Raw genomic sequence first — 23043 nt, 5'->3', positions numbered from 1 at the left:
ATAATAATTTTAGTAGCATTTTTAAGCTAGTTAGTTATAGAATTATAAAATATTTTCCATTCAAGGCATTAAAAATAATGACACAAGAAGAATTAAACGAGCTTATTTTAGGCAATTTCGATGATAAAACATTTGATGAAACAGCAAAAGATAGTGAAAATCAAAATACAGAAAATCCATTTCTAAAAGATAAAAATGACAATGATTTGGATATTGATGAAAAGAATTTTGATGTAGACCACTATAGAGTTGATGCCGAAGCTAAATGGCCTCCGCCACCGCCTACAGACGACCATAAGGTAGTTTATCAATTAGACGATGTTACAAAAGGCTTAGAGATAAAAGCTACGCAGGTTTTCGACCAGCTAGAATCAATTAGCCAAAATAGTGAAGATATACAAAAAGATACAAAGATTATAAAAAATCATCTAGAAAAACAAAAAGAATTATTTGAGAAGTTATCAATACAATTTCCACATATACAAACATTTCAAGATTCTTTAAAATCGTGCGATGAAGCACTTAAGAAAATTATACTAATAAATGATAAAGCCACAGATTCGTTGGATTGCTCCATACAAGCAATGGATATTATGCAGTATCAAGATATTCATAGACAAAAGATTGAGCGAGTTGTAAATGTGATGAGGGCATTATCAAAATATCTAAATTCTATGTTTGATACAGATGTAGAAGATGATAAAAGAGTTACTTCAGCGACTTATCTACAAGGCGACAAAAAAGATGATGTAATAAGTAGTGATGAGATAGAATCCTTAATATCATCTCTTGGGAAAAAATAAAAATAATATATGCGAGATTCTACTATATCGAATTCTAAGGATTCTATAAAAAAAGTAGAGCTACTCTCCCCAGCCGGGAATTTCCACAAGCTTAAAATCGCCCTAAGCTACGGGGCGGACGCAGTTTATGGCGGGGTTAGCCACTTTTCACTTCGTAATCGCTCTGGCAAGGAATTTACTTATGAGAGCTTCGCCGACGCCGTAAGCTACACGCACAAAAGGGGCAAGAAAATCTATGCTACGATAAATGGCTTCCCATTTAATTCCCAAATAAATTCGCTTAAAAATCACATCGCAAAAATGCGTGATTTAGGCGTAAATGCCTTTATTGTAGCCACTCCGGGTGTCATCAAGCTATGCAAGGAAATCGCCCCAAATATCCCGCTCCACTTATCCACACAAGCAAATGTGCTAAACGGGCTCGATGCTGAGGTGTTTTACGAGCTTGGTGTGCGTCGCATTGTCGCGGCACGGGAGCTTAGCCTAAAAGATGCAATGGAGATTAAGAGCCATATTCCGGAGCTTGAAATTGAGATTTTTATCCACGGAAGTATGTGCTTTGCGTTCTCCGGGCGATGTCTCATATCTTCGCTTCAAAATGGGCGTGTGCCAAATCGCGGGAGTTGCGCGAATGACTGCAGATTCGACTATGAATTCTATGTGAAAAATCCCGATAATGGCGTGATGATGAGGCTTGAAGAGGAAGAGGGCGTAGGAAGCCACATATTTAATGCTAAGGATTTGAACTTAAGTCAGCACATCGATACGATTTTAGATTCTGGTGCAATTTCGGCGTTAAAAATCGAGGGGCGGACGAAAAGTGCCTACTATGCGGCACTAACTACTCGCACATATCGAATGGCAATTGATGATTTTTACGCTGGGAAAAGTCGCAAAAAGCTCTACAAAGCCGAGCTAGATGGCTTGCAAAATCGTGGCTTTACTGATGGCTACATTATCCACCGCCCATTTGAGCGACAAAATACGCAGAATTTGGAGAGTGCCATAAGTATGGGCGAATATCAAGTAAGCGGAGAAGTGCGTGAGGACGGGGAATACGCCCTTTGTAAATTTACCACCAAAATTGGCGAGGTAAAAGAGATAATCGCTCCGCTTGGGAGTGAGATTCCACTCATTAATAACGAGATTGGTGAGATTTTTAGGGGGTTTGGCGATGGGGATTCTTCTAAAAAAGATTCTATAGATTTAGATTCCGCAGACTTAGATTCTAGTTTGCAAGATTTTAGCGATTTAGATTCTAACGATTTAGATTCCAGCACAGCAGATTCTATTAAAAAAGATTCAAATGAGGGGGATTTTAGCGATTTGGATTCTAATAAAAAAGATTCTGCCGAGTTAAATTCTGTCCCAAAAAATTCTAGCGTTATGGATTCCAGCACGGCAGATTCCGCCAATTTAGATTCCACTAATTTAGATTCCGCCGAGCCAGATTCCAGCCCACAAGATTCCATCCAAGATTCCAATAAGGAAATCAAATATTTCATTAGATTTAAAAAAATATTGCTAGAAAATGGCAAGGAATTAAGCGAGATTCACAGCGGAAATGTGAATTATTTCAAACTCCCATTCCCGCTTCCCCCGCATAGCTTTCTAAGGCAGAAAGTGGAATAAGCGAGATTCTTAAAATATGAATGATAAAATGAGTAATAGCTAATTTTCCTTATCGCCCGATGTTACTTCTATCGCGCCAATACACGGCATCTAAGCAGAATCTTAGATATTTACTTTACAATATTAAAGCTAGATTTGATAACAAAATATCATTCAAAGAGATTTTACCCATTCGATAAATGGCGTTTTATTATCCCTTATGTGCTTATTTGTGGGTAGATACCAATCATTTGTGATTAGATAGCTTTTGCCATCATAGCGGAATCTTAAATCTTTATAATATCTCCTATGTCCGTTTATGATAGCATCATCGTCTTTATGATATTCCTTGATAAATGCATATTGATAGGGTTTTTTCACTCTATTAGCCCTTGAGATATTGCCTAAAATCTCATTTGCCACTAAATGATTTGTGAGAATTTCCAAATCTTTTGGATTTAGGATTCGCCCTTCTAAATACTCAAATATCTCGCTTGCAAAAGCCTTATTTTTCAATGATAATAGATATTTAGAATCTATTTGCTGGTTTTTCATATTTCTCCTTTTTAAAATGTGAAATTATATCCCACTAGGATTTGGAAATTTTGCTTGGATTTTACTTCCAGATTCCCATTTGAAGTATTTATCGTAGTTTTTGCATCTAGAAATGGAATTTTAGCACCAAATTCTATGCTATGAGATTTAGCAAAATTTGCTCTAAATCCCAGCTTTGCGTCCATATAAAATCCACTATAGGATTCAGTAGTAGATTCTATCCAAGTGCTTCCGCCAAGCCCCATACCTAAAAATGCCCCAAACGACGCAGATTCTCCATTATAAAAGTTAAATAGCAAGTCTATACTTTCTGTATAAACGATATTGCTTATTAATATTTTAAAGCTAAAATTTGACACTTTTTGACTTAGATAGCTATAGGATATATTTATGTAGCCTCTTATACCAAACCACGAGTTTATAAAATATTTATAGCCTACACTCCCGCCATATACCGACATACTTTGGGTATATTTGCTAATACCGAATATATCTCTTGTGGCTCTTGAACCACCTCCTCCGCCTATTTGTCGCTGTGCCATTTCCCCGCTTCCTAGCTCAAAGCCGATGAATACGCCAGATTTTTCTTTATTTTTATTGCTAGGATTTGGCTCATTTAACTTGCTATAGCTTGTATTAGCCCCATTTGCCATTATTTGGCTAAAACCGCACATTAAAAGAACTAATATTATCTTTTTCATGTTTTTCCTTTTTTTAAATATAAAATTATATTCCATAGCAGATTCTATCCATGTGCTTCTGCTAAGCCCTACAAAAGCCCCAACTATGAAATGGGGCTTAGTATAAAAACCACTAGGGATTTTACTCCCTAGCTCGATAGATAAATCTACATACAAAAACAAGGAGTTAAATAGAGGGAGCTAGTATATTTGCAATACTATTAACGCCTAGAACTCCCACAAGGGGCATACGCCCCTAGATTTACTCCTCTTTCTGTGGCTTTGCTGGTAACTTGGCTTTAGCTAATGCTTCTTGTGCCGCTTTTGTTGGGTCGAATTTGTTTTCTTGGTATGTCTCGTGTTTTTATGATATGCATCCCAATCTCTATCATAATCAAAATTATCGGGTGTGTTCCAGATTATTTTGAGTTGTGTGGCTTCATTGGAATATTTTAAAGCTTCATCATTTAATCCAGCTTTAAAAGCTTCTAAAGCTTTTATTTCAAGTTTATTTATTTCTCTTTGTGTTTCATTCCAACGGGCTAAACCAGCACGGCAATAACCTTTAGATTTATCTTTATAGAATATCATATCCTCTTTATTTTCATAGCGGTTATGCCATCGACAAAAATACTGCTCTTTTCCTGTAGTTTCATCAATCTTAGGTATTTGAATTGATTTTTTTAATTTGCTACTTGCAAAATTAAAAAATAAATTTCTAACTTGATTAGATAAATCTATCTTTTTAGGATTAGATAATCCTTGAGTATTTTCTATAGCCTCGATAATATCATTTAACAACTTTTGCATTTTGACCTCCTATTTTTAGATTTAATTTATATCTTTTAATACTTCAGCTAGTGCTTCCATAGCTTCAGGTGGAACTAAGTCATACCTTAGCTTATCTTGGTCGTCTTTCATACCTTTACTTGTGTCTCTTTCCATCTTATCTCCTAGTCAAAGGGTATTAGCATTAAAATAAATATAGGTATAGCTAACCAGAGTGGTAAGAACACAAACATAGCTACAACAATTCCTATGAGAATAGCAAAACTCACTAAACAGCTTATAAAAACAAATAGAGCATATATCATTGTAACTCCTCCTTTCTTATCCAAACTTCTACACTATCTATCTTGACAAAGTCATCTAGTCTAAAGTCCTTACCCTCTATCTCTGTATCACCCCTATTAACTAGCAAAATATGTGTATTTGCTAGTTCGTTTATAGTAAGTGGAAAATACTCTTTATAGAAGCTATCAGCTATATTCCTTAAACTATTAGGTAGCAACTTATAGCCATTATAGCTAACTTTATATTGTCCTTTTAATGCGAAACTCTCCCCTTTCATAGTTCCTCCTTTCTTATCCAAACTTCTACACTATCTAATTTAACAAATAATCCCAAGAATCCCATTCTTAAACTCCGCCTTTAGATTCCTACTTCCCGCATGCCTCGCTCATCTCGCCAAAAAAGTCATTTAGGGCATTGATATACTCCGCATTTTGGCTAAATATCAAAAATTCATAGTTTAGTCCAAATGCCGCTTTCGACCAATTCGCAGAGCCAAAAATCGCCGTTTTGCCATCGATTATGGCAAATTTATTATGCATTTTCCCACTCCAGTGTCCTCGCTTGGACTTTCCAGCTTCGAGCTTACAAAGATTCACATTTTCAATTTTTTTAAGCTTTTTTGCCACAGAATCCTTATCTTTCGCTCTTTTACTATCCAAGATAACATTGTATTTCACGCCGTTTTTGGCACTCTCTCTAATCGCCTCTAAAATCTCATCGTGCGTAAAGTCGAATACTGCGATATTTACGCTAGTTTTCGCTCCCTTTAGCTCGGCTTTTAGGGCTTCTAGTGCCTCTTTGCTCTCACTTGGCATTGTGAATATGGAATCTGCCATTAAGATTCCACTAAATACGCATAAGCCCACAATTACAGCTTTAAATCCTCTCATAAACGCTCCTTTATTTAAAATTTAAAATGCTAAAAATGTGTGAAAGTCGCTAATTTTTAAGAAAACCACCCAAAAATATTTAAAATTAGCTTAAAAAACTAGATTCTACCCCCCCCCTCACTTATAGATTGCTTAATTTAGATTCTTAAAAGATTGTGATTTAGGGGGAAATATAAGAGATTTTAGAAATAGAATTATTGTGGAATCTAAGAATCTAAATAGATTCGTTAAAAAGCAGATTCTTTGGAAATTGATATTAAAATTTGCTTTTCATTAATATAAAGGAGAATAAATGGAATTTTTCAAAGAAAGCATTCCCAAATATGGCATATTTGCGATTATGGGGATTGTTTTGGCGATTTTTGTGTATATGGATTGGCGGTATTTGGATATACAATATTTGGCTTTCACTAGTGGCGATGAATATATGCAATATCATAGCTTATTGCGTATGTATGAGGGGATTTTGGGGCTAAATATCGAGGATATTTTTCGCTTTGATTCATATGTTTATGGTTTTGTGTGGCATTTGCTAAATTTAGCGGTGGTTGCACCATTTCATGCGGTTGGTTGGAGTGAAATGGCGATTTTTATGCCAAGACTTCTAAATGCGATTTTTGCTACGCTTTGCTTAGGTGTTATTTATAAAATTTCTAGAATCTATCTAAAACACTTTTATTCATATGCAATTGTCCTTATGGTTGCTTGTATGTCTGGGTTTTATTGGAGTGGATATAGCTTTAAGCCAGATGTTTTTCAAGCCTTGTTGCTATTAATTAGTGCGTATTTTTTGATTAAGGATAATTTTCATTTCAAGCGGAATTTTATCTATGGAATCCTATTTTTTGCCCTAAGTGTTGGGATAGCAAAGATTCAGGCAATTATGTTTTTACCACTAATTTATCTATATATTGGTGTGGTTTGGCTAAAAAATCCAAATGTTAAAAATATCATTTTTTGCGTTAAATATGGGATTCTTAGCACTTTAGGTGTAATTTCTATGTTTATTTTAACAAATCCATATATTTTACATCCGCGTGGTTTTGGGGTGTGGTCGTGGCTATTTCTACACAATATGCAAAGCAATAAGACAAATCACGGCAGTTACATCGATGTGAGTTTTAGCGATAAACTTTTTAAAGTTATTGATTTTTATTATTTTGAAATCTTAATTTTTGCTCTACTTATCGGCTTTTGTGTGTATTTCATATATGGATTTTTTGCGTGGAATCTTAAAAACTCAAAACGCCAGAATCCGCAGAATCTAAAACATATTAATAAATATCAAGTTTCCCTAAGCGTATTTTTCCCTATTATTGGAGCATCTATAATTAGCCTTATATATCTTTTTTCATTCGTAAATAAAACTTGGTCGAGCTACTATGTAAGTAGTATTTATTTACTATCTTTAGCATTAATCCCACTATTTATATATTTCCCATTTAAAAAATTAGCCGCTATCTTGCTAATAGTCCAAATAGGGGGGGGTATAAGCAATAATTCTTATACTAAGGTATTCCACAAATACAATAAAAACTTAGATTTTCAAATCCAAAAAAGCGATGATTTACTCTCAACTATAACCCCACTAATTAAGACTTGTAAAACTAAAAATATTCTTACAGATAATCCATCATTTGCCTTTAAGGAGCTTGGATTAAATAGCAAAAATATCTATCAAATCTTTGGACTTTTGACAAAAGATATGTTTATCTTAGATGAGTTTATGAAAGAATCTAACTCCAAAAATCCAAAATATTTTGCAAATCCATCTATGATTATCCTAAGAAAGGATTCTATGTGGTTTGATAAAGCTAAGATTAAAAATCCAAATGATGAGTTTTTGCTAAAAAGCCTCTCGACGATTAAAGAGCTGGAATCTTTGGGATTTAAGCGGATTGAGAGCAAGTATTTTTATATTTATGTGAAAGATTGCTAGAGATTCTATGTTTTGGATTTAATCCAAAACATAATCTTAGCTCTCGCCCATCATTCTTTTAACTAGCTTTTTAGCTTTAGTATCTTGTGATTTTATAGATGCATTAAATAGGGCATTTATATAATTTTCATATTCATTTTGCGAATTAATGGCGTTATTATTCTCAGGGGTTAATTTTATATATTTTCCATTTTCTTGTAATTCATGTGCTTGTGTGTTATCTTCAAGCTGTAATTTTAAGATTCCAAATAGTTTTTCTGCAATAGACTTATGAGATACCGGAGTCATAATCTCAACTCTTTTTTCTAGATTCCTAGGCATTAAATCCGCACTAGCAAAATAAATCTGCGGGGAACTATGTTTAAAATAGTAGATTCTAGCGTGCTCTAAGTATTTGCCTATGATTGAAATAACCCTAATATTATCACTAACACCACTTATTTTTGGTTTTAAACAGCAGATTCCCCTAATAATCATATCTATTTTAACTCCAGCCTTACTCGCTTCATACAATGCCTCTATAATATCCACATCTACGATGGAATTTGCTTTTAGTATGATATGCCCATCTTTTCCGTGCTTTGTTTCTTCTCTTATTAAACTAAGGAGTTTTGGTTTTATCTGTGTAGGTGCTACAAATAGAGAATCCAATTTTAATTGATGTGCATATCCTGTTGATAATGTGTGAAATAATTTCACAGCGTCATTTGCTATATCTTCATTTGAGGTAAAATAGCTTATATCTGTGTAGATTTTGGCAGTTGCTGTGTTGTAATTACCTGTTGATAAATGAACATATTTTTTAAATTCCTTTCCTACTTTTTTTATCACAAGTGCTATTTTTGCATGAACTTTTAGTCCCGGGATTCCATAAATGACATGTGCTCCTGCTGTTTCTAATGCTTTCGCCCAGTAGAGATTATTTTCCTCATCGAATCTTGCTTTTAGCTCTACTAATGCCGTTACCTGCTTATTATTCTCTGCTGCTTCACTTAATGCTTTTATGATTGGAGAATTTTTTCCAGCACGATATAAGGTCATTCTTATCGAATACACATCAGGGTCTTTCGCTGCACTTTGTATAAAATTTACAATCGGGTCAAAACTCTCATATGGGTGAAATAATGCAATATCACTAGAATCTATCGCACTAAAAATATCAACATTATTATTTAGTGGCGGTAGAGTTTTTGCATTAAAACTAGGAAGTGTTAGATGGGCAAATTTCTTTGAGCCGATAATCTGCCATAATGTGCTTAGATTTAGTGGAATAGAATATTCATAAATATCTTCGGGCTGGATTTTGATGTGATTTGTGATAAATTCTAAAAGGCTTTTATCTTCATTTTTTCCAACTTCTAAGCGGACAATTTCCCCTTTTTTCCTTGCCTTTAATCCCTCTGTCATTAATTCCATAAAGTCATCAGCCTCTTCTTCTTCAATCTCCATATCAGCATTTCTTGTGATTCTAAATGATGTATAAGATACCACTTCGCAACCCTCAAAAACCTCTCCTATAAACTCCCCTACAACCATTTCAATAGGTATATAAACCCCATCATTTGCTTCGATAAATCTAGGCAACATTCTTGAGATTCTAACCATTCCATATTTGATTTTATGATTTGCATCTTTTAGTTTTATTGCCATTGCAAAAGATAGATTATTTAGATGTGGAAAAGGATGCGTAGAATCTACGATAATAGGCACAATAACAGGATATAAATATGAATAGAAAAAATTCCTTAAATACTTTTTTTGCTCCACTTTTAGCTCATCAAAGGTTTTAAAACTTAGGTTTTCTTTGACTAAAGATAGGCTTATTTCCTCGAATGATTTTTCTAATTTATGTTTTTCTTTATGGAGATAACTTCTAATTTCGCTTAATTGTTGCAAAGGAGTAAGTTTATCTGCACCACAATCCGTAATCCCAGCCAGATATAATCGCTTTAATCCAGCCACACGAACCATATAAAATTCATCTAGATTTGTGCCATAGATTGCAATAAATTTTAATCGCTCTAATAGCGGAATCTTTGTATTACTAGCTTCGTCTAATACCCTTGTGTTAAATCTAAGCCAAGATAATTCTCTATTGAAAAATAATTCTGCGTTTTGTTTCATCGTTACCCTCTAAGTATCAAATATTTTATATTATACATCATTTTTTATATTGCTTTTCAATCATATCGCACATCATATCTATAAAAGTGCTAATTTCATTTTGCGTATTTTTATTGTGTAGAATCTTATTGTATAGATAATAAAAAGCTATTGTAGTATCAATATAATCCAAAAGCAATATTAGTTTTTTATCGACTTTTATTCCATTTGATTTCATAGATTGAAGGAGAAGTATTTTTCTATTTTTGATAATCTCTATGTGAAGTTTCCTAAATATGCTTGATTTTTTGAAACTTTCTTTGGAAAATAAAAGTGTATAAAAATGCTCTATTACAGATAATTTATTTTGATTATCTGCTATAAATGGCTCAAAAAGTAAGTGGAATTGCTCTTTTAGAGTGGCTTTTTTCTTAATATTTTGTTTGGTGATTCTTACCCGCTCTTTAACTAATGGGCTAATTGCTTGATATAATAAATCATCTTTATTTTTGAAAAAATAATAAAAACTACCTTTTGAGATTCCTAGATTCTGCAATATGGCATTTAAACTAAGCTCTTCTAGAACATTATGTGCTTGATAATGATTAATCATCTCTCTTGTTTTTATTAATATTTGCTCTTTTTTCATTTTATTACCTTTGATGTAAGGTTTATAATTGCGGTAAATTTATAAGCCCAATGATTATAGATTATGATTCTACTTAAAATAAGATTATTTTAAAATTATTAAGCAATTTTCTTACATTTTTATAATATGTTAGATATTTAATTTAACATTTTCATATAGTTTTTAGCAAGATTATAATAAACTTTAAATTTACAAGTGATTTTAAATTTTAAGGAGAATTATGAAAAAGAATATAATATTTTTTGAAGTAAAAGGCGGAAGTGATAAGGGAGCGGACGGATATAGAAAAGACACAATGCCAATGGTAAATGCCCTAAAAGAGCGAGGTTGGAATGCGGAAGTGATATTTTTCGATGTTGGTAAAAAAGATGAGATTTATGAATATGTGAAAAATAACGCAGATGGCTATGTTTCACGAATAAATCCGGGGAATTTGAAAGAGGAAAATGAATATTTCGAGGTCTTACGAAAGCTTTGTAATGATGGCGTTGTAGGTATGCCACATCCAGATGCGATGATTGGCTATGGTGCAAAGGATGCATTAACGAAATTAAATGACACGCCACTTGTGCCAACGGATACATACGCATATTATGATATTGAAACTTTTAAGAAAACTTTCCCAAAAACACTCTCCAAAGGTCAAAGAGTGCTAAAGCAAAATCGAGGCTCCACAGGAGAGGGAATCTGGCGAGTTCAACTAATCGATGAGAATTACAACGGAGCGGAACTCCCGCTAAATACGAAAATAAAATGCACTGAGGCAAAAGACAATCACACAGAAATCCGTGAGTTAGGTGAGTTTATGGATTTTTGTGAGCAATATATAGTCGGTGATAATGGAATGCTTGTGGATATGACATTCTTACCGCGCATTGTGGAGGGTGAGATTCGCTTACTTATGCTATATGATAAGCCTGTAAATGTCGTGCATAAAAAACCAGCAGAGGGCGGAGACAACTTCTCTGCGACTTTATTTAGCGGAGCGAAATATCGCTATGATGACCCTAGTGAATGGAAAGAGCTAGTGGATTCTTTCCTATCGCAATTGCCACAAGTTAGGAAAAAATTGGGCGATTATGATTTGCCACTTATTTGGACTGCGGATTTTATCCTAGATAGAGATGAAAAAGGCAATGATAAATATGTGCTAGGTGAGATAAACTGCTCTTGCGTAGGCTTTACATCGCAATTAGAATTAGCTGGAAATGTCGCTGATGAGATTATAAATATCGTAAATCGTGCGAAAAAGTAAATAAGATTAAGGTTAGATGGGCTTTGGCTCATTTCTTAACCTTGCTTATATAATAGATTCTCCAACTACAAAATTATTCTCTTAACTTTCAATACGAAGTAATATAAAATGTAATACAATATACATCTTAACTTTTAGATTCCGCTATAGAATCTAAACTATAATCTAATTTGGATATTTGAATGACTAGAACTAGGCTTGTTAAATTTGGTATGTTTTATATGCTTCTTGGGGCATTTTTCTTTTCTTTGATGAATTCATCTCTAAAGATTCTAGCAGATTCTATAACTATTAATGAAAATATGTTTTTTCGTGGAATCACAATGACTATATTTATCGTTATTTTAGTGTATATTAAACGAAAACATAGCAAAACCAATAAACATCATAATAAAAAAGGTGGATGGGGAAAGCTCTTTTTTCGTGCATTTATAGGCACTTGCTCACTTTATGCACTACTTTATAATATTTCCACTATTCCACTTGGAACTTCTGTGGCATTTGCGCAAAGCACACCTATTTATACAGCTATTTTTGCTTGGCTTTTTTTAAGAGAGAAAATTACATTAATGATGATTCTAAGCGTAGTAATAGGATTTATCGGCGTTCTTTTGATAAGTAATCCCGAAACATCGAATCTAGCATTTATAAATATAGCTTGTGGAATCTTAAGCGGTGTATTTGCATCATTAGCATTTATTAGCATAAGGGCATTAAGGGGATATTTTGATGATTTAATAATTATGCTTAGCTTTGGATTAATGGCAACTTTTATGGGATTTATAGCAGTGTTAATATTTCAAGATGGATTCAGCCCACTAGATTTGAAAGATTGGATTTGTATAGTGCTAGTTGGCATAACTGGAACAATAGGACAATACTATATAACAAGGGCTTATACATTTGCACCAGCTGGGATTGTGGCTCCTATTGATTATACTAGAATTGTATTTAGCCTACTTTTTGGGATTGTGCTTGGCGATACGATTCCAGATATTTTCAGTGTAACGGGAATGATTTTTATCACAATTTCTGGAATCTTAATTGCAATGCCTATAATATTACAAGAAATTAGAAAATTTACGATAAAGCCTAAAGGTTAGTAAATGATTATGTGGGTTTAAAAGTAAATATTATAAAATAATTGCTTACTTTTAGATTTTACTAGATTTTATAGCTAAGCATATAAATTTTTAGAGTGCATATTTATTTTTTAAGAATTACTAATTTTACTTAAACTAAAGGAAAACAATAAACAATGATAGATTTAGAATTATTTAAAGCAGCAAGAGCAAGGGTGAAAAATATCGTAGTAAAAACTGAATTATCATATGCTCCAAGATTAAGTGAGCTTGCAGGTTTTAATATCTATCTAAAAAAAGAGAATTTGCAAAAAACAGGGGCTTATAAACTAAGAGGGGCATTTAATAGAATCTCCGAGCTAAGTGATGTAAAGCGTAAATTAGGCGTAATCTCCGCAAGTGCAGGGAATCACGCTCAAGGCGTAGCGTTTAGTGCCAAATATTTTGGTATTAGAGCAGTTATCGTTATGCCTGAGGCTACCCCACTTCTCAAAGTGGTATCCACAAAATCACTAGGAGCAGAAGTTGTATTAGCTGGGGAAAACTACGATGAAGCATATCAATATGCCAAAAATCTAGCAAAAAATGAAGCATTAGAATATATCCATCCTTTTGCTGATGATGATGTGATAATAGGACAAGGCACAATCGCATTAGAGATGATTGAGGATAAGAATCTAGATTATATTCTTGTCCCTGTGGGTGGCGGTGGATTAATATCTGGAATCTCAAGTGTATATAAATCAGTAAGCCCAAATACAAAAATAATCGGCGTTGTAGCTGAAGGTGCAAGGGCGATGTATGATTCGTTTAAAAATAAAAAGATTTGTAATTCTAAGAGTGTGCGAACGATAGCCGATGGTATCGCTGTCCGTGATGTAAATGAAAAGAATCTAAATCTTATACTTGAATGCGTTGATGATATTATAATGGTTGATGATGAGGAAATAGCAAATGCCGTTTTATTTTTACTAGAAAAACAAAAATTAGTCGTTGAAGGTGCAGGAGCTGTAGGTGTAGCAGCATTATTACACGATAAAATACATATAGAAAAAAATAAAAATGTAGGTGTAGTATTAAGCGGTGGCAATATCGATGTAACGATGCTAAGCCTTATCATAGAAAAAGGTTTGATTAAATCATATCGTAAAATGCAATTTAGAACTGTTTTGATAGATAAGCCCGGAAGTCTTCAAAAACTAACCAATATATTATGCAGGGTTGGGGCAAATATCATTAAGGTTGATTATAATAGAGTTTCCACTACGCTTGATTACGGCGATGCTATAATTAGTATGGCACTAGAAACAAAAGGATTAGACCATCAAAATGAAATTAGAGCGAAATTAGCCGAAGCTGGTTATAACATCGATGAATTTTATTAATAAATATAATGTTTATTTTATTATTGTTTTATTTTGTAGTGTATGCGTAATTTTATTTATTATTAGCGGACTTAGTATAAGCTATCAAGAAGCCATAATCTACTTTGATAAAAATAACCTAACTTCTAAGTTAGCACATCTCTCCACATCGCTATTAGGACAAAATGATTATGCTTTAAGGATTCCAAATATTATCTTTTTTGTATTAAATCTATCGTTGATTTATTTGATTTCAAATAGGATTTTAAAACATAGGGTTGATAGCATTTTATGCGTTGTTATTTATGCTTTAATTCCCGGTGTGATTATGCAAGGAGTTTTGCTAAACGAATCTTCTATAATGCTTTTTTTTGTGCTTTTAATATGTTATATAGAGATTGCCACAGGTAAGATTGCTTATCCGCTTTTTATTATTTCTATTTTTATAAGCTCAAGTGCTTTTATGCTTTTTTTGGCATTATTTTTTTATGCTTTAAGTAAAAAAAGAATTAATGTCGCTATATTTGCCCTCATTTGTTTTTCTATAAATATGTATATTTATGGTATTGATGTAGGCGGAAAGCCAAGGGGAGAGTTTTTAGATGTAATAGGTGAGCTTGCGTTGCTTTATTCACCGCCACTTTTTATATATTATGTCTACACACTTTATCGCAATATAACTAAGGAAAAGCAGAATCTTTTGCTTTATGTAAGCGTTTGTAGTCTTATTGTGAGTTTTATTTTATCCATTCGGCAAGAAATCAATAAAGAGATATTTTTATTTATGTCTTTATGTGGGATTCCGCTTATGATAAGGCAGTTTTTAAGCGATATTCGCGTTAGACTTCCTAGATTCCAGAATGCCTATAGGAATAGATTTATTATCGTTCTTGTTTTTTTAATCTTTGAAGCATTGTTATTGATTTTTTCAAAAAGCTTATATTTGGTTGTAGAGAATCCTAATAAAAGTTTTTTAAAATCCTTTTATATCGCAAAAGAAGTAAGCCATCAATTAAAAGAACGCAATATTTCAAGGGTTACTATAAATAATCAGGCAATGCAAAAAAGATTAGAATTCTATGGCATTAGAAGTGGTGGACAACCTTTAAGGGAAGTTTCTAAAAATGGCAATATAATAGTTACATACTATGGCAGAATCGTAGCAAGATATGCAATTTAGAGAGTTAGAATGGAAATAGCTTGGATATTTGATATTATTGGTATTATAGCATTTGCGATAAGTGGATTTTTGGTTGGGATAAGGCGGAAATTCGATATTTTAGGAATCGCTATAATGTCCGCCTCAACTGCCTTTGGCGGGGGAATTGTGCGAGATACCATAGCAAATAGAACGCCATTTGTATTTGATACATACTATCCTAGCATTACATTATTTGGCGTGTTTTTATTTTGTATTTTATTTAAAAAATTCATCGATGATAATCTAGAGCAAAAATTACTATTTATTATAATGGACGCTGTAGGTTTAGTTGCATTTGCAATAAGTGGAGCGATTATAGGTATAGATTCTCATTTCAATCTATTTGGCGTAATCATACTATCGTTTATCACAGCAGTTGGCGGAAGTATCATAAGAGATACATTAATCAATGAAGTTCCGCTACTACTTAGAAGTGAAGTCTATGGAATAATCGCAATTTATTGTGCATTTATTTTATTTTGCTATTCATATTTTATAGAAAAATATAATATATATGTGATAATTTTCGTATCGATTACAGCGTTTATTTTGCGTATAGTGGCATATTTACGCAAGTGGAAATTACCTACATTATAACGCTATAAATCTATCGTTTTAGATTTATAGCCTCTTTTATCAAATCATCTCCTGTTGTGAAAGCCTTTGCATTCATCGCATAACCCCTTTGAAATACTATCAAATCAGTCATCGCATCAGCAGCATTTACATTACTTGTTTCTAGATATTTATGTAGCATTTGTCCAAATCGTAAGTTTCCACTTTCGTCCCAACCAATAATCGGTGCTCCGCTAGAAATTACACTCTTGCCATCATCTACACTAAGGCTTGTCATTTGGAATAAATTTCCACCTATTTTTTGCAAACCTTGGTCATTTACAAAAGCTACAACGCCAACTCTACCCATAGGCTCGGTTATTCCATTTGAAAATGAGAGATTAATTATCCCATTATTATCTACACCGATATTTACTAATTCACCTTTTTGTGTTCCATCTTTTGTAGTTTCTAATATAGATGAATCCATATAAGATAGATTTGTGCTTTGTTTATTTTGTGCTCCTAAAACGTTATATGCTATATTTTTATCGCCCATTTGTAATTCTACTTCATCTCCCTCTATTACCTTACCCTCATTATCAAATGTAATAGAATGTTCCACAATAGGGCTTATTGCGGTTTTGCCATCTTTATCATAAATTGCACTTTTAATATTCCAAGTTTTTGATAGATTTGAATTATCTTGCAAGATAAATTCAGAGATAATGAGTAGCTTATCACCATTTTCATCAAAAAATTCTGTTGTAGTTTTGTAATTTGCAATATTGATTTTATTGCTTAGAAACTTTTCACTATTTATAATCTTCCAATTTAATGTATCATTATCAGGCGTTCCACTACTAGAATCTCCTATTTTGACATATATATTGTTATTAAAATATACAAAAGAATTTTTTGTATATTCATTTTCAGGTGTAAATTGCTCTATATTTATTGCTACATTATCTCCAATCTCTTTCCAATTAGCCTCATCGTCCATTGGATTTGAGCCTGCAATTTCGCTTGTTTTTTGAAATATTTTACCATCATAATATACTAAGTCATTTAATCCATAATTAGATTCTGGATTATATTCTTTTACATTACTAGAATCTACTATAACCCAAGAGTTATCGTCTTCTAATGGCGAGAGATTCCCGTCATTTTGTATTTTCTTAAAAATTGCTCCATCTAAACTAACTAAATCATTTATATTATATGTTTTTGCTGGATTATATGCTTCAATTTTTAATGTATCTAGATTTTTTTTGCCTTTAAGTCCTAATCTATCGAATAATTTTCCATCTAATTCGACTTCTACATCATTTAAAGTTGTATTTTTTAATTCTAAAGTAATATTTTTATCAATATCGCCATTTACATCCCTAGATAATCCAAAATCCAAATTTGTTTGTTCTTTTATTAGATTTATTAATTCACCTAAGGTTTTAAAGCTATTTTCACCCTCATTCCCATAATTGAAATTATATTCTTTAGTTTCGCCATTTCGTGTGATTTTTATAATTCCATTATTATATGCTGTTGCATTTATATTCTCATTATCTACTAAGAAAGAATTTATATCTTCATTTAGTAATTGCTCCTCATCAACCTTTCCATCTTCACTAGTAAAAAGTTCATAAGCTGGTAAGATGGCTTGATTGCTGTTTAGATTCACTGCTAATTCTACTTTAGTAGTTTCTGTAGGTCCATAATGCAAATCTTGTGGAATCTGTAGTGGCTTTACTTCACTTATGGCTAATTCTGTCCCATCATTTTCAGGATTACTTATAAAGATTCCATCTTTAATTTTTCCTAAATCCACGCCCATCATATAATATCCAGAAGAATTTACAATATAACCCTCCGCATCACGAGAGAATGAGCCATCTCGCGTAAAATAAGCATTTGCATTTGGCTCTTGTGTATTGAAAGTTTCATTTTCATTATCCCCAACTACAAGCCAACCTTTACCAACATAAGCTACATTTAATTCCCCATCGCTTTCTTTATAACTTCCACTAATATTTGAGATTGCATTTGCAGCGACACTTGAGCCGTAATTCATATCGCTAGAAACGGGCGAAGCAGGATTTGCTGAGTTTAGGGCATTAGAAAAAATACTTTTAAATTCTGGCACATTCGCTCGATAGCCTGTTGTATTGATATTTGCAATATTATTTGATATGGAATCTAGCCCAAATTGATGGGTTTTAATCCCGCTATATCCGTTATATAAAGTAGAATTCATTATATATCCTTTTCTTAATTAACCTTTTTTGAATAAAACTCCAATGCCTCGCTTAATGGAACTATTAATTCTCCCATTCTAAGATGAGGTTTTCCATCGCTGAAAATCACACTCTGCACCTCGCCTCTTCCTAATCTTGCGATATTATAACTTCCATCATTGTTATAATTATAATTTGCAATCACGCTATAAGCACCGCTTGGAATAGGATTTGCGACATTATCTTTTACATCCCATCTAAATCTTAAATATCCGCTTTGTCCGTTATATTGGCTTATGTCGATTTCTCTAACTAAATCTTTGTTTTCATTAAATATTAAAAGCTTTGGAATCCCACGCATTGCGTCTATTGGCTCATCAAAATATATATCAAAATCAATTGCCTTATTTTCTTCCACATTTAGCCCATTTATCTTTGTTTCGGCGATTTTACCAATCATATTTAGGCTATTATATGGGGAATCTTCTGTGGATACATTCGATATTGGGGAATCTTTACTTAATACCGCAAGTAGCGATTCAAGCGTGGTTTTCATATCATTTTGAAAATTTTTAAGCTCCTCATTTGTGCTTTGTGTGCTTTTCATCGCCTCTGCCACTTCAATCATCGTTTGTTTGGTTTGCTCCTGCATTTCGACTTGCGTTAATTGTGCTGTTTGTGTGATTATCTTATCTGTTTCCATTGGGGCAGTTGGGTCTTGGTTTTTAAGTTGTTCTAAGAAAAGCTTCATAAATGCGTCATTATCAAGCTTACTTGTGTCTTTTTTGACCTTATCTTTTTGGACTTTATTATATCCTGTGATTTCGTTTAAATCGATGGGCTCTCGTTTATTGTCTATTCCTATTTCACTCATTTTAATCCTTTAAGCATAATTATTTACAATCGTAATATCCATACTCGCCATCTCATCGCTACTATCATCATTTATATTAGAATCTATGGCTTTTGTGATATTTTGATAATTCCAATTCCCCTTACTATCGCTGAATCCCATCTGTGAGCCATTTGAAAAACTCATTGTGATATTTTCATATCCTATTTGACTTAATGCAGCTCGTAAATCACTTTGATTTTGTATAAACATATTTATAGTATTTTGATTTGCATTCAATTGCAATTGTATATTTTTGCCCTGATGTGTAATGCTAACCTCGACACTACCGAGATTTGCGGGATTTAACTCTAAGGTTATTTTTGATAAAGGTGGCTTGTAATTAATAATTTCTTGTTTTAATTGTGTCGCAAAACTTCGTATTGTCTCTTTTATATCATAAGTCTTTTGTAGTTGCTCATTTTTTATATTATTTGCAGAATCTAGCGTTTTTTCATTATTGTTATTTGATTTTGTTTCTTCGCTATTTTTTACTTCTTTTTTTTCATTTTGTTTAAAGGCGACTGGTTTTATTTCCTCTTGCATATTTGGTGGATTCTGTATATTTTGTGGATTCTGTGTAGATTCTTTTGGGGATTCTACTTTTGTTTGGTTATTTTGGGCTTGTTTTTGTGGAGAATCTTGCTTGGAATCTTTAGAATCCTTGTTATTTAATACATTAGAATCCTTAGAATCTTTATTATTCAAGGCATCTTTTAATACATCTTTAGTTTGATTGTTTGGCTCATTTTTTGGCGTATCTACTTTGTTTTCATTCTGTGGTTTTATCTCGCCTAAATCTTTACTTGTATTTTCTTTTACTTCATTATTTTTTATATCATTTATTTGATTTTTTAAATTACTATTTTTTAGGTCTAGATTTTCTGTGATTTTATCGTTTAATGGGACTTTGGCTTTATCATTTTGCATTTTTATTTTTGTTAGATTTAGGGCTAATTCATCAGCTTTTTTTATCAAATCGCTTAATTTTTTACCATCGCTCGGCTTTAATAACGACAAAGCATCGAATGATTTGAATGCTCCATATTTCAAAATATCTTTTATCGGTAGCTTTATCTCATCATCATTCAGCATAGAAAATTGACTAGTATTTTGTGGCAATATAGGGGAATCTTGCTTAGATAAAATTTCTTTATTTGTAGAATCCTCGTTTTTATCATTGATTTTCTCATCATTGCTATTATCGTTTGGATTTAATGTAGAATCTGTTGTTTTAAGCAAATCTTGGTTTGGGATTATTGCCTTTTGTGCGGTATTTTTGCTTAAAGTAGAATCTAAAATAGTAGAATTTTTACTAGAATCTTGCTTGGATAGATTTTCTGCCACATTATTTTTTATATCATTTTTTATATCATTTTGATTGGCGGGATTTATATTTGATGGAGTATTCTCAAAAGCCACTTTTTTAATACTATCTTTTGTATAGTTTATTGGTTTGTTATTTTTATCCTCAACTATTGTTTTGTTTTGCAATAAATTATTTAAAATATCCGCTTTTGTTTTATTTTGCGGAATATCTTTGATTTGATTATTATTTGGTAGTTTATTTTGCTCCTCAAATGCTATATTTTGGAACTTCGCATTTTGCTTGTTTGGTATTTGTGTGGCTTTATTAATAGATGGATTAGGTTTATTATTTATAACTTTATTATCTAATAGATTAGAGATTAATTTATTATCAGGATTTTTCTCCATATTTTTATTGACTATATTTGTGGCAGAATCTTTTTTAGGTTTGTCTGTTTTACCTAAGTTTTTAAAAAATGTAGAGAAATCACCTTTTGGTTTTTTTATTTTTTTACTTGGCAAAATCTCTACATCATTTGTATTATTTGTGCTGTTTATAGTCATTAAAAGCCTCTAAAATATTTAAGAATATAAGATTATAAAGCAAATTTTATTCCAAATTTTTTTAGGATTTTAAAGATTAAACTTAACTAAAAGCGTTTGTTTTTTAATATTTTTACTATAATTCCAATTATAAATTTTTAATAAAAGAGAATTATGCAAAATATACGAAATATCGCAGTTATCGCACATGTAGACCACGGAAAAACGACCTTAGTAGATGGCTTACTCCGCCAGTCAGGCACTTTCAGCGAACACGAAGTAATTGATGAACGAGTAATGGATAGCAACGACCTAGAACGGGAGCGAGGCATAACCATACTCTCCAAAAACACCGCAATCAACTACAAAAACACAAAAATCAACATCATCGACACGCCCGGCCACGCTGATTTCGGCGGCGAGGTGGAGCGAGTGCTAAAAATGGTAGATGGCGTTTTACTCCTAGTAGACGCACAAGAGGGCGTTATGCCACAGACAAAATTTGTCGTAAAAAAGGCACTTGGCTTTGGAATCCGCCCAATCGTAGTAGTAAATAAAATCGACAAGCCCGCAGCCTCGCCGGATAAGGCGGTAGATGAGGTGTTTGACCTTTTTGTATCGATGGGCGCGAGTGATTATCAGCTAGATTTCCCAGTGGTTTATGCTGCTGCTAGGGACGGCTATGCGATTAAAAATCTAGATGATGAGAAAAAGGATTTAGAGCCACTTTTTGAGGCGATTTTGGAAAATGTCCCAAGCCCAAGTGGCAGTGATGAGTCTCCCCTCCAAGTGCAGGTTTTCACGCTGGATTATGATAACTATGTGGGGAAAATCGGCATTGCTAGAATCTTTAATGGCGTGATAAACAAGGGGCAGAATGTGCTACTTGCCAAGAGTAATGGCGAGAAAGAAACTGGGCGGATTACGAAACTTATCGGCTTTATGGGCTTGGCACGGACAGAGATAGAGAGTGCGAGAGCTGGGGACATCGTGGCGATTGCGGGATTTAGCGCAATTGATGTGGGCGATAGCGTGGTGGATTTGAATAATCCTATGCCACTTGACCCAATGCATTTAGAAGAGCCCACAATGAGTGTGTATTTCGCGGTGAATAACTCGCCTTTAGCTGGGCTAGAGGGCAAACATGTAACTGCAAATAAAATCAAAGATAGACTTTTAAAAGAAATGCAGACAAATATCGCTATGCGTATGGAAGAAGTGGGCGAGGGCAAGTTCAAGGTGTCAGGTCGTGGTGAGTTGCAAATAACGATTTTGGCGGAGAATCTTAGGCGAGAGGGATTTGAGTTTAGCATTTCTCGCCCGGAGGTTATTGTAAAAGAAGAAAATGGCAAGAGGCTAGAGCCATTCGAGCATTTAGTAATCGACACGCCACAAGATTTTAGCGGAGTGGTGATTGAGAAGCTAGGCAAACGAAAAGCCGAGATGAAGGCGATGAATCCTATGAGTGATGGATATACGCGATTGGAGTTTGAGATTCCAGCGAGGGGGCTTATTGGCTATCGAAGCGAGTTTTTGACCGATACAAAGGGCGAGGGCATTATGAATCATAGCTTTTTGGACTTTAGGGAGTTTAGCGGAAGCGTGATTCATAGGAGTAATGGGGCGTTGATAAGTATGGAAAATGGCGAGGCTACGGGCTTTTCGCTATTTAACTTGCAAGAGCGAGGCACTCTATTTATCGCACCGCAGACGAAGGTCTATATTGGAATGGTTATCGGCGAACACAGCCGTGATAACGACCTAGATGTAAATCCAATCAAATCAAAGCACTTGACAAATATGCGTGCAAGTGGGAGTGATGACGCCATAAAGCTCGTGCCACCGCTTGAGCTAAATTTGGAGCGGGCGTTGGAGTGGATTGAAGATGATGAGATTTTGGAGGTAACGCCCATAAATATTAGGATTCGCAAAAAAGCCCTAGACCCAAACCAACGAAAACGAAAGACGAAGTAAATCTTGTTTTTATAGATTTTGCAAGAATTGCAAATTAACAAAATGCGAAGTAGGGACTGGATTTTCGTAGCACTATTTGCGAACAGATGCCTATAAACCAGCACCGGCGAATTGGCGACAGATGAAATAAAAACCACTTAGATTCCGCAAAATCTCGCTTGAAATCACATTTTTTACGGGCTTTTGGGCGAGTAATCTAAAAAATATATTTACTTTAAAAAAGAATCTAAACATTAGCTAACGGGACGAAATTACACTTTGGCTTTATGTTTCTTAAAATAATCTTTTCCTAACTGCCAAATATATCTGCCAATTTTCTTTAAATCGTCAT

Annotated in this window: 19 protein-coding genes and 1 pseudogene; 9 read left to right on the top strand and 11 right to left on the bottom strand. The window is 33.4% G+C overall.

Annotated features, from left to right (window positions below; all coding sequences use genetic code 11):
- Window positions 1–77: 77 nt before the first annotated feature.
- Together CCY99_RS08915 and CCY99_RS08910 are read left to right on the top strand one after the other, a co-directional pair.
- The gene (locus CCY99_RS08915; RefSeq protein WP_112061070.1) at window positions 78–803 is read left to right on the top strand and encodes a chemotaxis protein; all 726 of its coding nucleotides are present in this window, start codon (window positions 78–80) and stop codon (window positions 801–803) included.
- A gap of 9 nt (window positions 804–812) precedes the next feature.
- Window positions 813–1964: pseudogene (locus CCY99_RS08910) on the top strand (peptidase U32 family protein); the annotation flags it as partial.
- A 624-nt stretch (window positions 1965–2588) separates the two neighbouring features.
- Here CCY99_RS08910 and CCY99_RS08905 read toward each other — a convergent pair.
- The 5 genes from CCY99_RS08905 to CCY99_RS08885 form a co-directional block, all read right to left on the bottom strand.
- Window positions 2589–2969 (bottom strand): hypothetical protein, encoded by a 381-nt coding sequence (locus CCY99_RS08905; protein ID WP_112061068.1) that lies wholly within the window; start codon window positions 2967–2969, stop codon window positions 2589–2591.
- An 11-nt stretch (window positions 2970–2980) separates the two neighbouring features.
- Complete coding sequence (locus CCY99_RS08900) at window positions 2981–3670, bottom strand: outer membrane beta-barrel protein (RefSeq protein WP_181646907.1); 690 nt, start codon at window positions 3668–3670, stop codon at window positions 2981–2983.
- Between the two features lie 282 nt (window positions 3671–3952).
- Entirely contained in the window at window positions 3953–4459 is a 507-nt protein-coding gene (locus CCY99_RS08895; RefSeq protein WP_112061066.1) for a hypothetical protein, read from the bottom strand.
- A 280-nt stretch (window positions 4460–4739) separates the two neighbouring features.
- On the bottom strand, window positions 4740–5000 hold the full coding sequence (locus tag CCY99_RS08890; protein ID WP_112061065.1) for a hypothetical protein: 261 nt from the start codon (window positions 4998–5000) through the stop codon (window positions 4740–4742).
- Between the two features lie 88 nt (window positions 5001–5088).
- Window positions 5089–5613: a phospholipase D-like domain-containing protein gene (locus CCY99_RS08885; RefSeq protein ID WP_112061064.1), complete on the bottom strand. Its 525-nt coding sequence runs from the start codon at window positions 5611–5613 to the stop codon at window positions 5089–5091.
- 292 nt (window positions 5614–5905) lie between these two features.
- Between CCY99_RS08885 and CCY99_RS08880 the strand changes: the two genes are divergently transcribed.
- A complete protein-coding gene (locus CCY99_RS08880; protein WP_112061063.1) occupies window positions 5906–7552 on the top strand; it encodes a glycosyltransferase family 39 protein in 1647 nt (548 codons plus the stop codon).
- Between the two features lie 36 nt (window positions 7553–7588).
- On the opposite strand, the gene CCY99_RS08875 is transcribed toward CCY99_RS08880, so the two are convergent.
- Both CCY99_RS08875 and CCY99_RS08870 read right to left on the bottom strand, forming a co-directional pair.
- Window positions 7589–9676: an RNA degradosome polyphosphate kinase gene (locus CCY99_RS08875; RefSeq protein ID WP_112061062.1), complete on the bottom strand. Its 2088-nt coding sequence runs from the start codon at window positions 9674–9676 to the stop codon at window positions 7589–7591.
- 37 nt (window positions 9677–9713) lie between these two features.
- Complete coding sequence (locus CCY99_RS08870; RefSeq protein WP_112061061.1) at window positions 9714–10304, bottom strand: TetR/AcrR family transcriptional regulator; 591 nt, start codon at window positions 10302–10304, stop codon at window positions 9714–9716.
- A 220-nt stretch (window positions 10305–10524) separates the two neighbouring features.
- On the opposite strand from CCY99_RS08870, the gene CCY99_RS08865 reads away from it, so the two are divergent.
- The 5 genes from CCY99_RS08865 to CCY99_RS08845 all read left to right on the top strand — a co-directional run bounded on the left by CCY99_RS08865 (window position 10525) and on the right by CCY99_RS08845 (window position 15803).
- Window positions 10525–11559 carry a Cj0069 family protein gene (locus CCY99_RS08865; protein ID WP_112061060.1) on the top strand — a complete coding sequence of 345 codons (1035 nt, stop codon included), beginning with the start codon at window positions 10525–10527 and terminating at the stop codon, window positions 11557–11559.
- Between the two features lie 182 nt (window positions 11560–11741).
- Window positions 11742–12662 (top strand): DMT family transporter, encoded by a 921-nt coding sequence (locus CCY99_RS08860; RefSeq protein WP_112061059.1) that lies wholly within the window; start codon window positions 11742–11744, stop codon window positions 12660–12662.
- Between the two features lie 155 nt (window positions 12663–12817).
- Entirely contained in the window at window positions 12818–14026 is a 1209-nt protein-coding gene (gene ilvA / locus CCY99_RS08855; RefSeq protein WP_112061058.1) for a threonine ammonia-lyase, read from the top strand.
- Entirely contained in the window at window positions 14013–15185 is a 1173-nt protein-coding gene (locus CCY99_RS08850) for a glycosyltransferase family 39 protein (protein ID WP_112061057.1), read from the top strand. Before ilvA ends, CCY99_RS08850 begins: the two co-directional genes overlap by 14 nt.
- 9 nt (window positions 15186–15194) lie before the next feature.
- Entirely contained in the window at window positions 15195–15803 is a 609-nt protein-coding gene (locus tag CCY99_RS08845; protein WP_112061056.1) for a trimeric intracellular cation channel family protein, read from the top strand.
- Window positions 15804–15813: 10 nt separating this feature from the next.
- Here CCY99_RS08845 and CCY99_RS08840 read toward each other — a convergent pair whose 3' ends face one another.
- The 3 genes from CCY99_RS08840 to CCY99_RS08830 are packed head-to-tail and all read right to left on the bottom strand — an operon-like array spanning window position 15814 to window position 20759.
- Entirely contained in the window at window positions 15814–18015 is a 2202-nt protein-coding gene (locus CCY99_RS08840) for a flagellar hook-basal body complex protein (RefSeq protein WP_112061055.1), read from the bottom strand.
- 14 nt (window positions 18016–18029) lie between these two features.
- Complete coding sequence (flgD, locus tag CCY99_RS08835) at window positions 18030–18869, bottom strand: flagellar hook assembly protein FlgD (RefSeq protein WP_112061054.1); 840 nt, start codon at window positions 18867–18869, stop codon at window positions 18030–18032.
- 9 nt (window positions 18870–18878) lie between these two features.
- Window positions 18879–20759: a flagellar hook-length control protein FliK gene (locus CCY99_RS08830; protein WP_112061053.1), complete on the bottom strand. Its 1881-nt coding sequence runs from the start codon at window positions 20757–20759 to the stop codon at window positions 18879–18881.
- Between the two features lie 153 nt (window positions 20760–20912).
- On the opposite strand from CCY99_RS08830, the gene typA reads away from it, so the two are divergent.
- A complete protein-coding gene (gene typA, locus CCY99_RS08825) occupies window positions 20913–22712 on the top strand; it encodes a translational GTPase TypA (protein ID WP_112061052.1) in 1800 nt (599 codons plus the stop codon).
- 90 nt (window positions 22713–22802) lie between these two features.
- Here the strand turns inward: typA and CCY99_RS09655 are convergent, their stop codons facing one another.
- The gene (locus CCY99_RS09655; RefSeq protein WP_181646906.1) at window positions 22803–22946 is read right to left on the bottom strand and encodes a hypothetical protein; all 144 of its coding nucleotides are present in this window, start codon (window positions 22944–22946) and stop codon (window positions 22803–22805) included.
- Window positions 22947–23043 lie beyond the last annotated feature (97 nt).

It is taken from the genome of Helicobacter sp. 16-1353 (assembly GCF_003288815.1).
Taxonomy (GTDB): Bacteria; Campylobacterota; Campylobacteria; order Campylobacterales; family Helicobacteraceae; genus NHYM01.
The sequence above is the reverse complement of the archived record's forward strand: the minus strand, read 5'-3'. Positions and strand labels throughout refer to the sequence as shown.

Coding starts and splice junctions, on each gene's coding strand:
- CCY99_RS08905 (WP_112061068.1), bottom strand. CDS start 2,969: ATGAAAAACCAGCAAATAGATTCTAAATATCTATTATCATTGAAAAAT.
- CCY99_RS08885 (WP_112061064.1), bottom strand. CDS start 5,613: ATGAGAGGATTTAAAGCTGTAATTGTGGGCTTATGCGTATTTAGTGGA.
- CCY99_RS08880 (WP_112061063.1), top strand. CDS start 5,906: ATGGAATTTTTCAAAGAAAGCATTCCCAAATATGGCATATTTGCGATT.
- CCY99_RS09655 (WP_181646906.1), bottom strand. CDS start 22,946: ATGTTTAGATTCTTTTTTAAAGTAAATATATTTTTTAGATTACTCGCC.
- CCY99_RS08860 (WP_112061059.1), top strand. CDS start 11,742: ATGACTAGAACTAGGCTTGTTAAATTTGGTATGTTTTATATGCTTCTT.
- CCY99_RS08865 (WP_112061060.1), top strand. CDS start 10,525: ATGAAAAAGAATATAATATTTTTTGAAGTAAAAGGCGGAAGTGATAAG.
- CCY99_RS08870 (WP_112061061.1), bottom strand. CDS start 10,304: ATGAAAAAAGAGCAAATATTAATAAAAACAAGAGAGATGATTAATCAT.
- typA (WP_112061052.1), top strand. CDS start 20,913: ATGCAAAATATACGAAATATCGCAGTTATCGCACATGTAGACCACGGA.
- CCY99_RS08915 (WP_112061070.1), top strand. CDS start 78: ATGACACAAGAAGAATTAAACGAGCTTATTTTAGGCAATTTCGATGAT.
- flgD (WP_112061054.1), bottom strand. CDS start 18,869: ATGAGTGAAATAGGAATAGACAATAAACGAGAGCCCATCGATTTAAAC.
- CCY99_RS08895 (WP_112061066.1), bottom strand. CDS start 4,459: ATGCAAAAGTTGTTAAATGATATTATCGAGGCTATAGAAAATACTCAA.
- ilvA (WP_112061058.1), top strand. CDS start 12,818: ATGATAGATTTAGAATTATTTAAAGCAGCAAGAGCAAGGGTGAAAAAT.
- CCY99_RS08890 (WP_112061065.1), bottom strand. CDS start 5,000: ATGAAAGGGGAGAGTTTCGCATTAAAAGGACAATATAAAGTTAGCTAT.
- CCY99_RS08830 (WP_112061053.1), bottom strand. CDS start 20,759: ATGACTATAAACAGCACAAATAATACAAATGATGTAGAGATTTTGCCA.
- CCY99_RS08875 (WP_112061062.1), bottom strand. CDS start 9,676: ATGAAACAAAACGCAGAATTATTTTTCAATAGAGAATTATCTTGGCTT.
- CCY99_RS08845 (WP_112061056.1), top strand. CDS start 15,195: ATGGAAATAGCTTGGATATTTGATATTATTGGTATTATAGCATTTGCG.
- CCY99_RS08850 (WP_112061057.1), top strand. CDS start 14,013: ATGAATTTTATTAATAAATATAATGTTTATTTTATTATTGTTTTATTT.
- CCY99_RS08900 (WP_181646907.1), bottom strand. CDS start 3,670: ATGAAAAAGATAATATTAGTTCTTTTAATGTGCGGTTTTAGCCAAATA.
- CCY99_RS08840 (WP_112061055.1), bottom strand. CDS start 18,015: ATGAATTCTACTTTATATAACGGATATAGCGGGATTAAAACCCATCAA.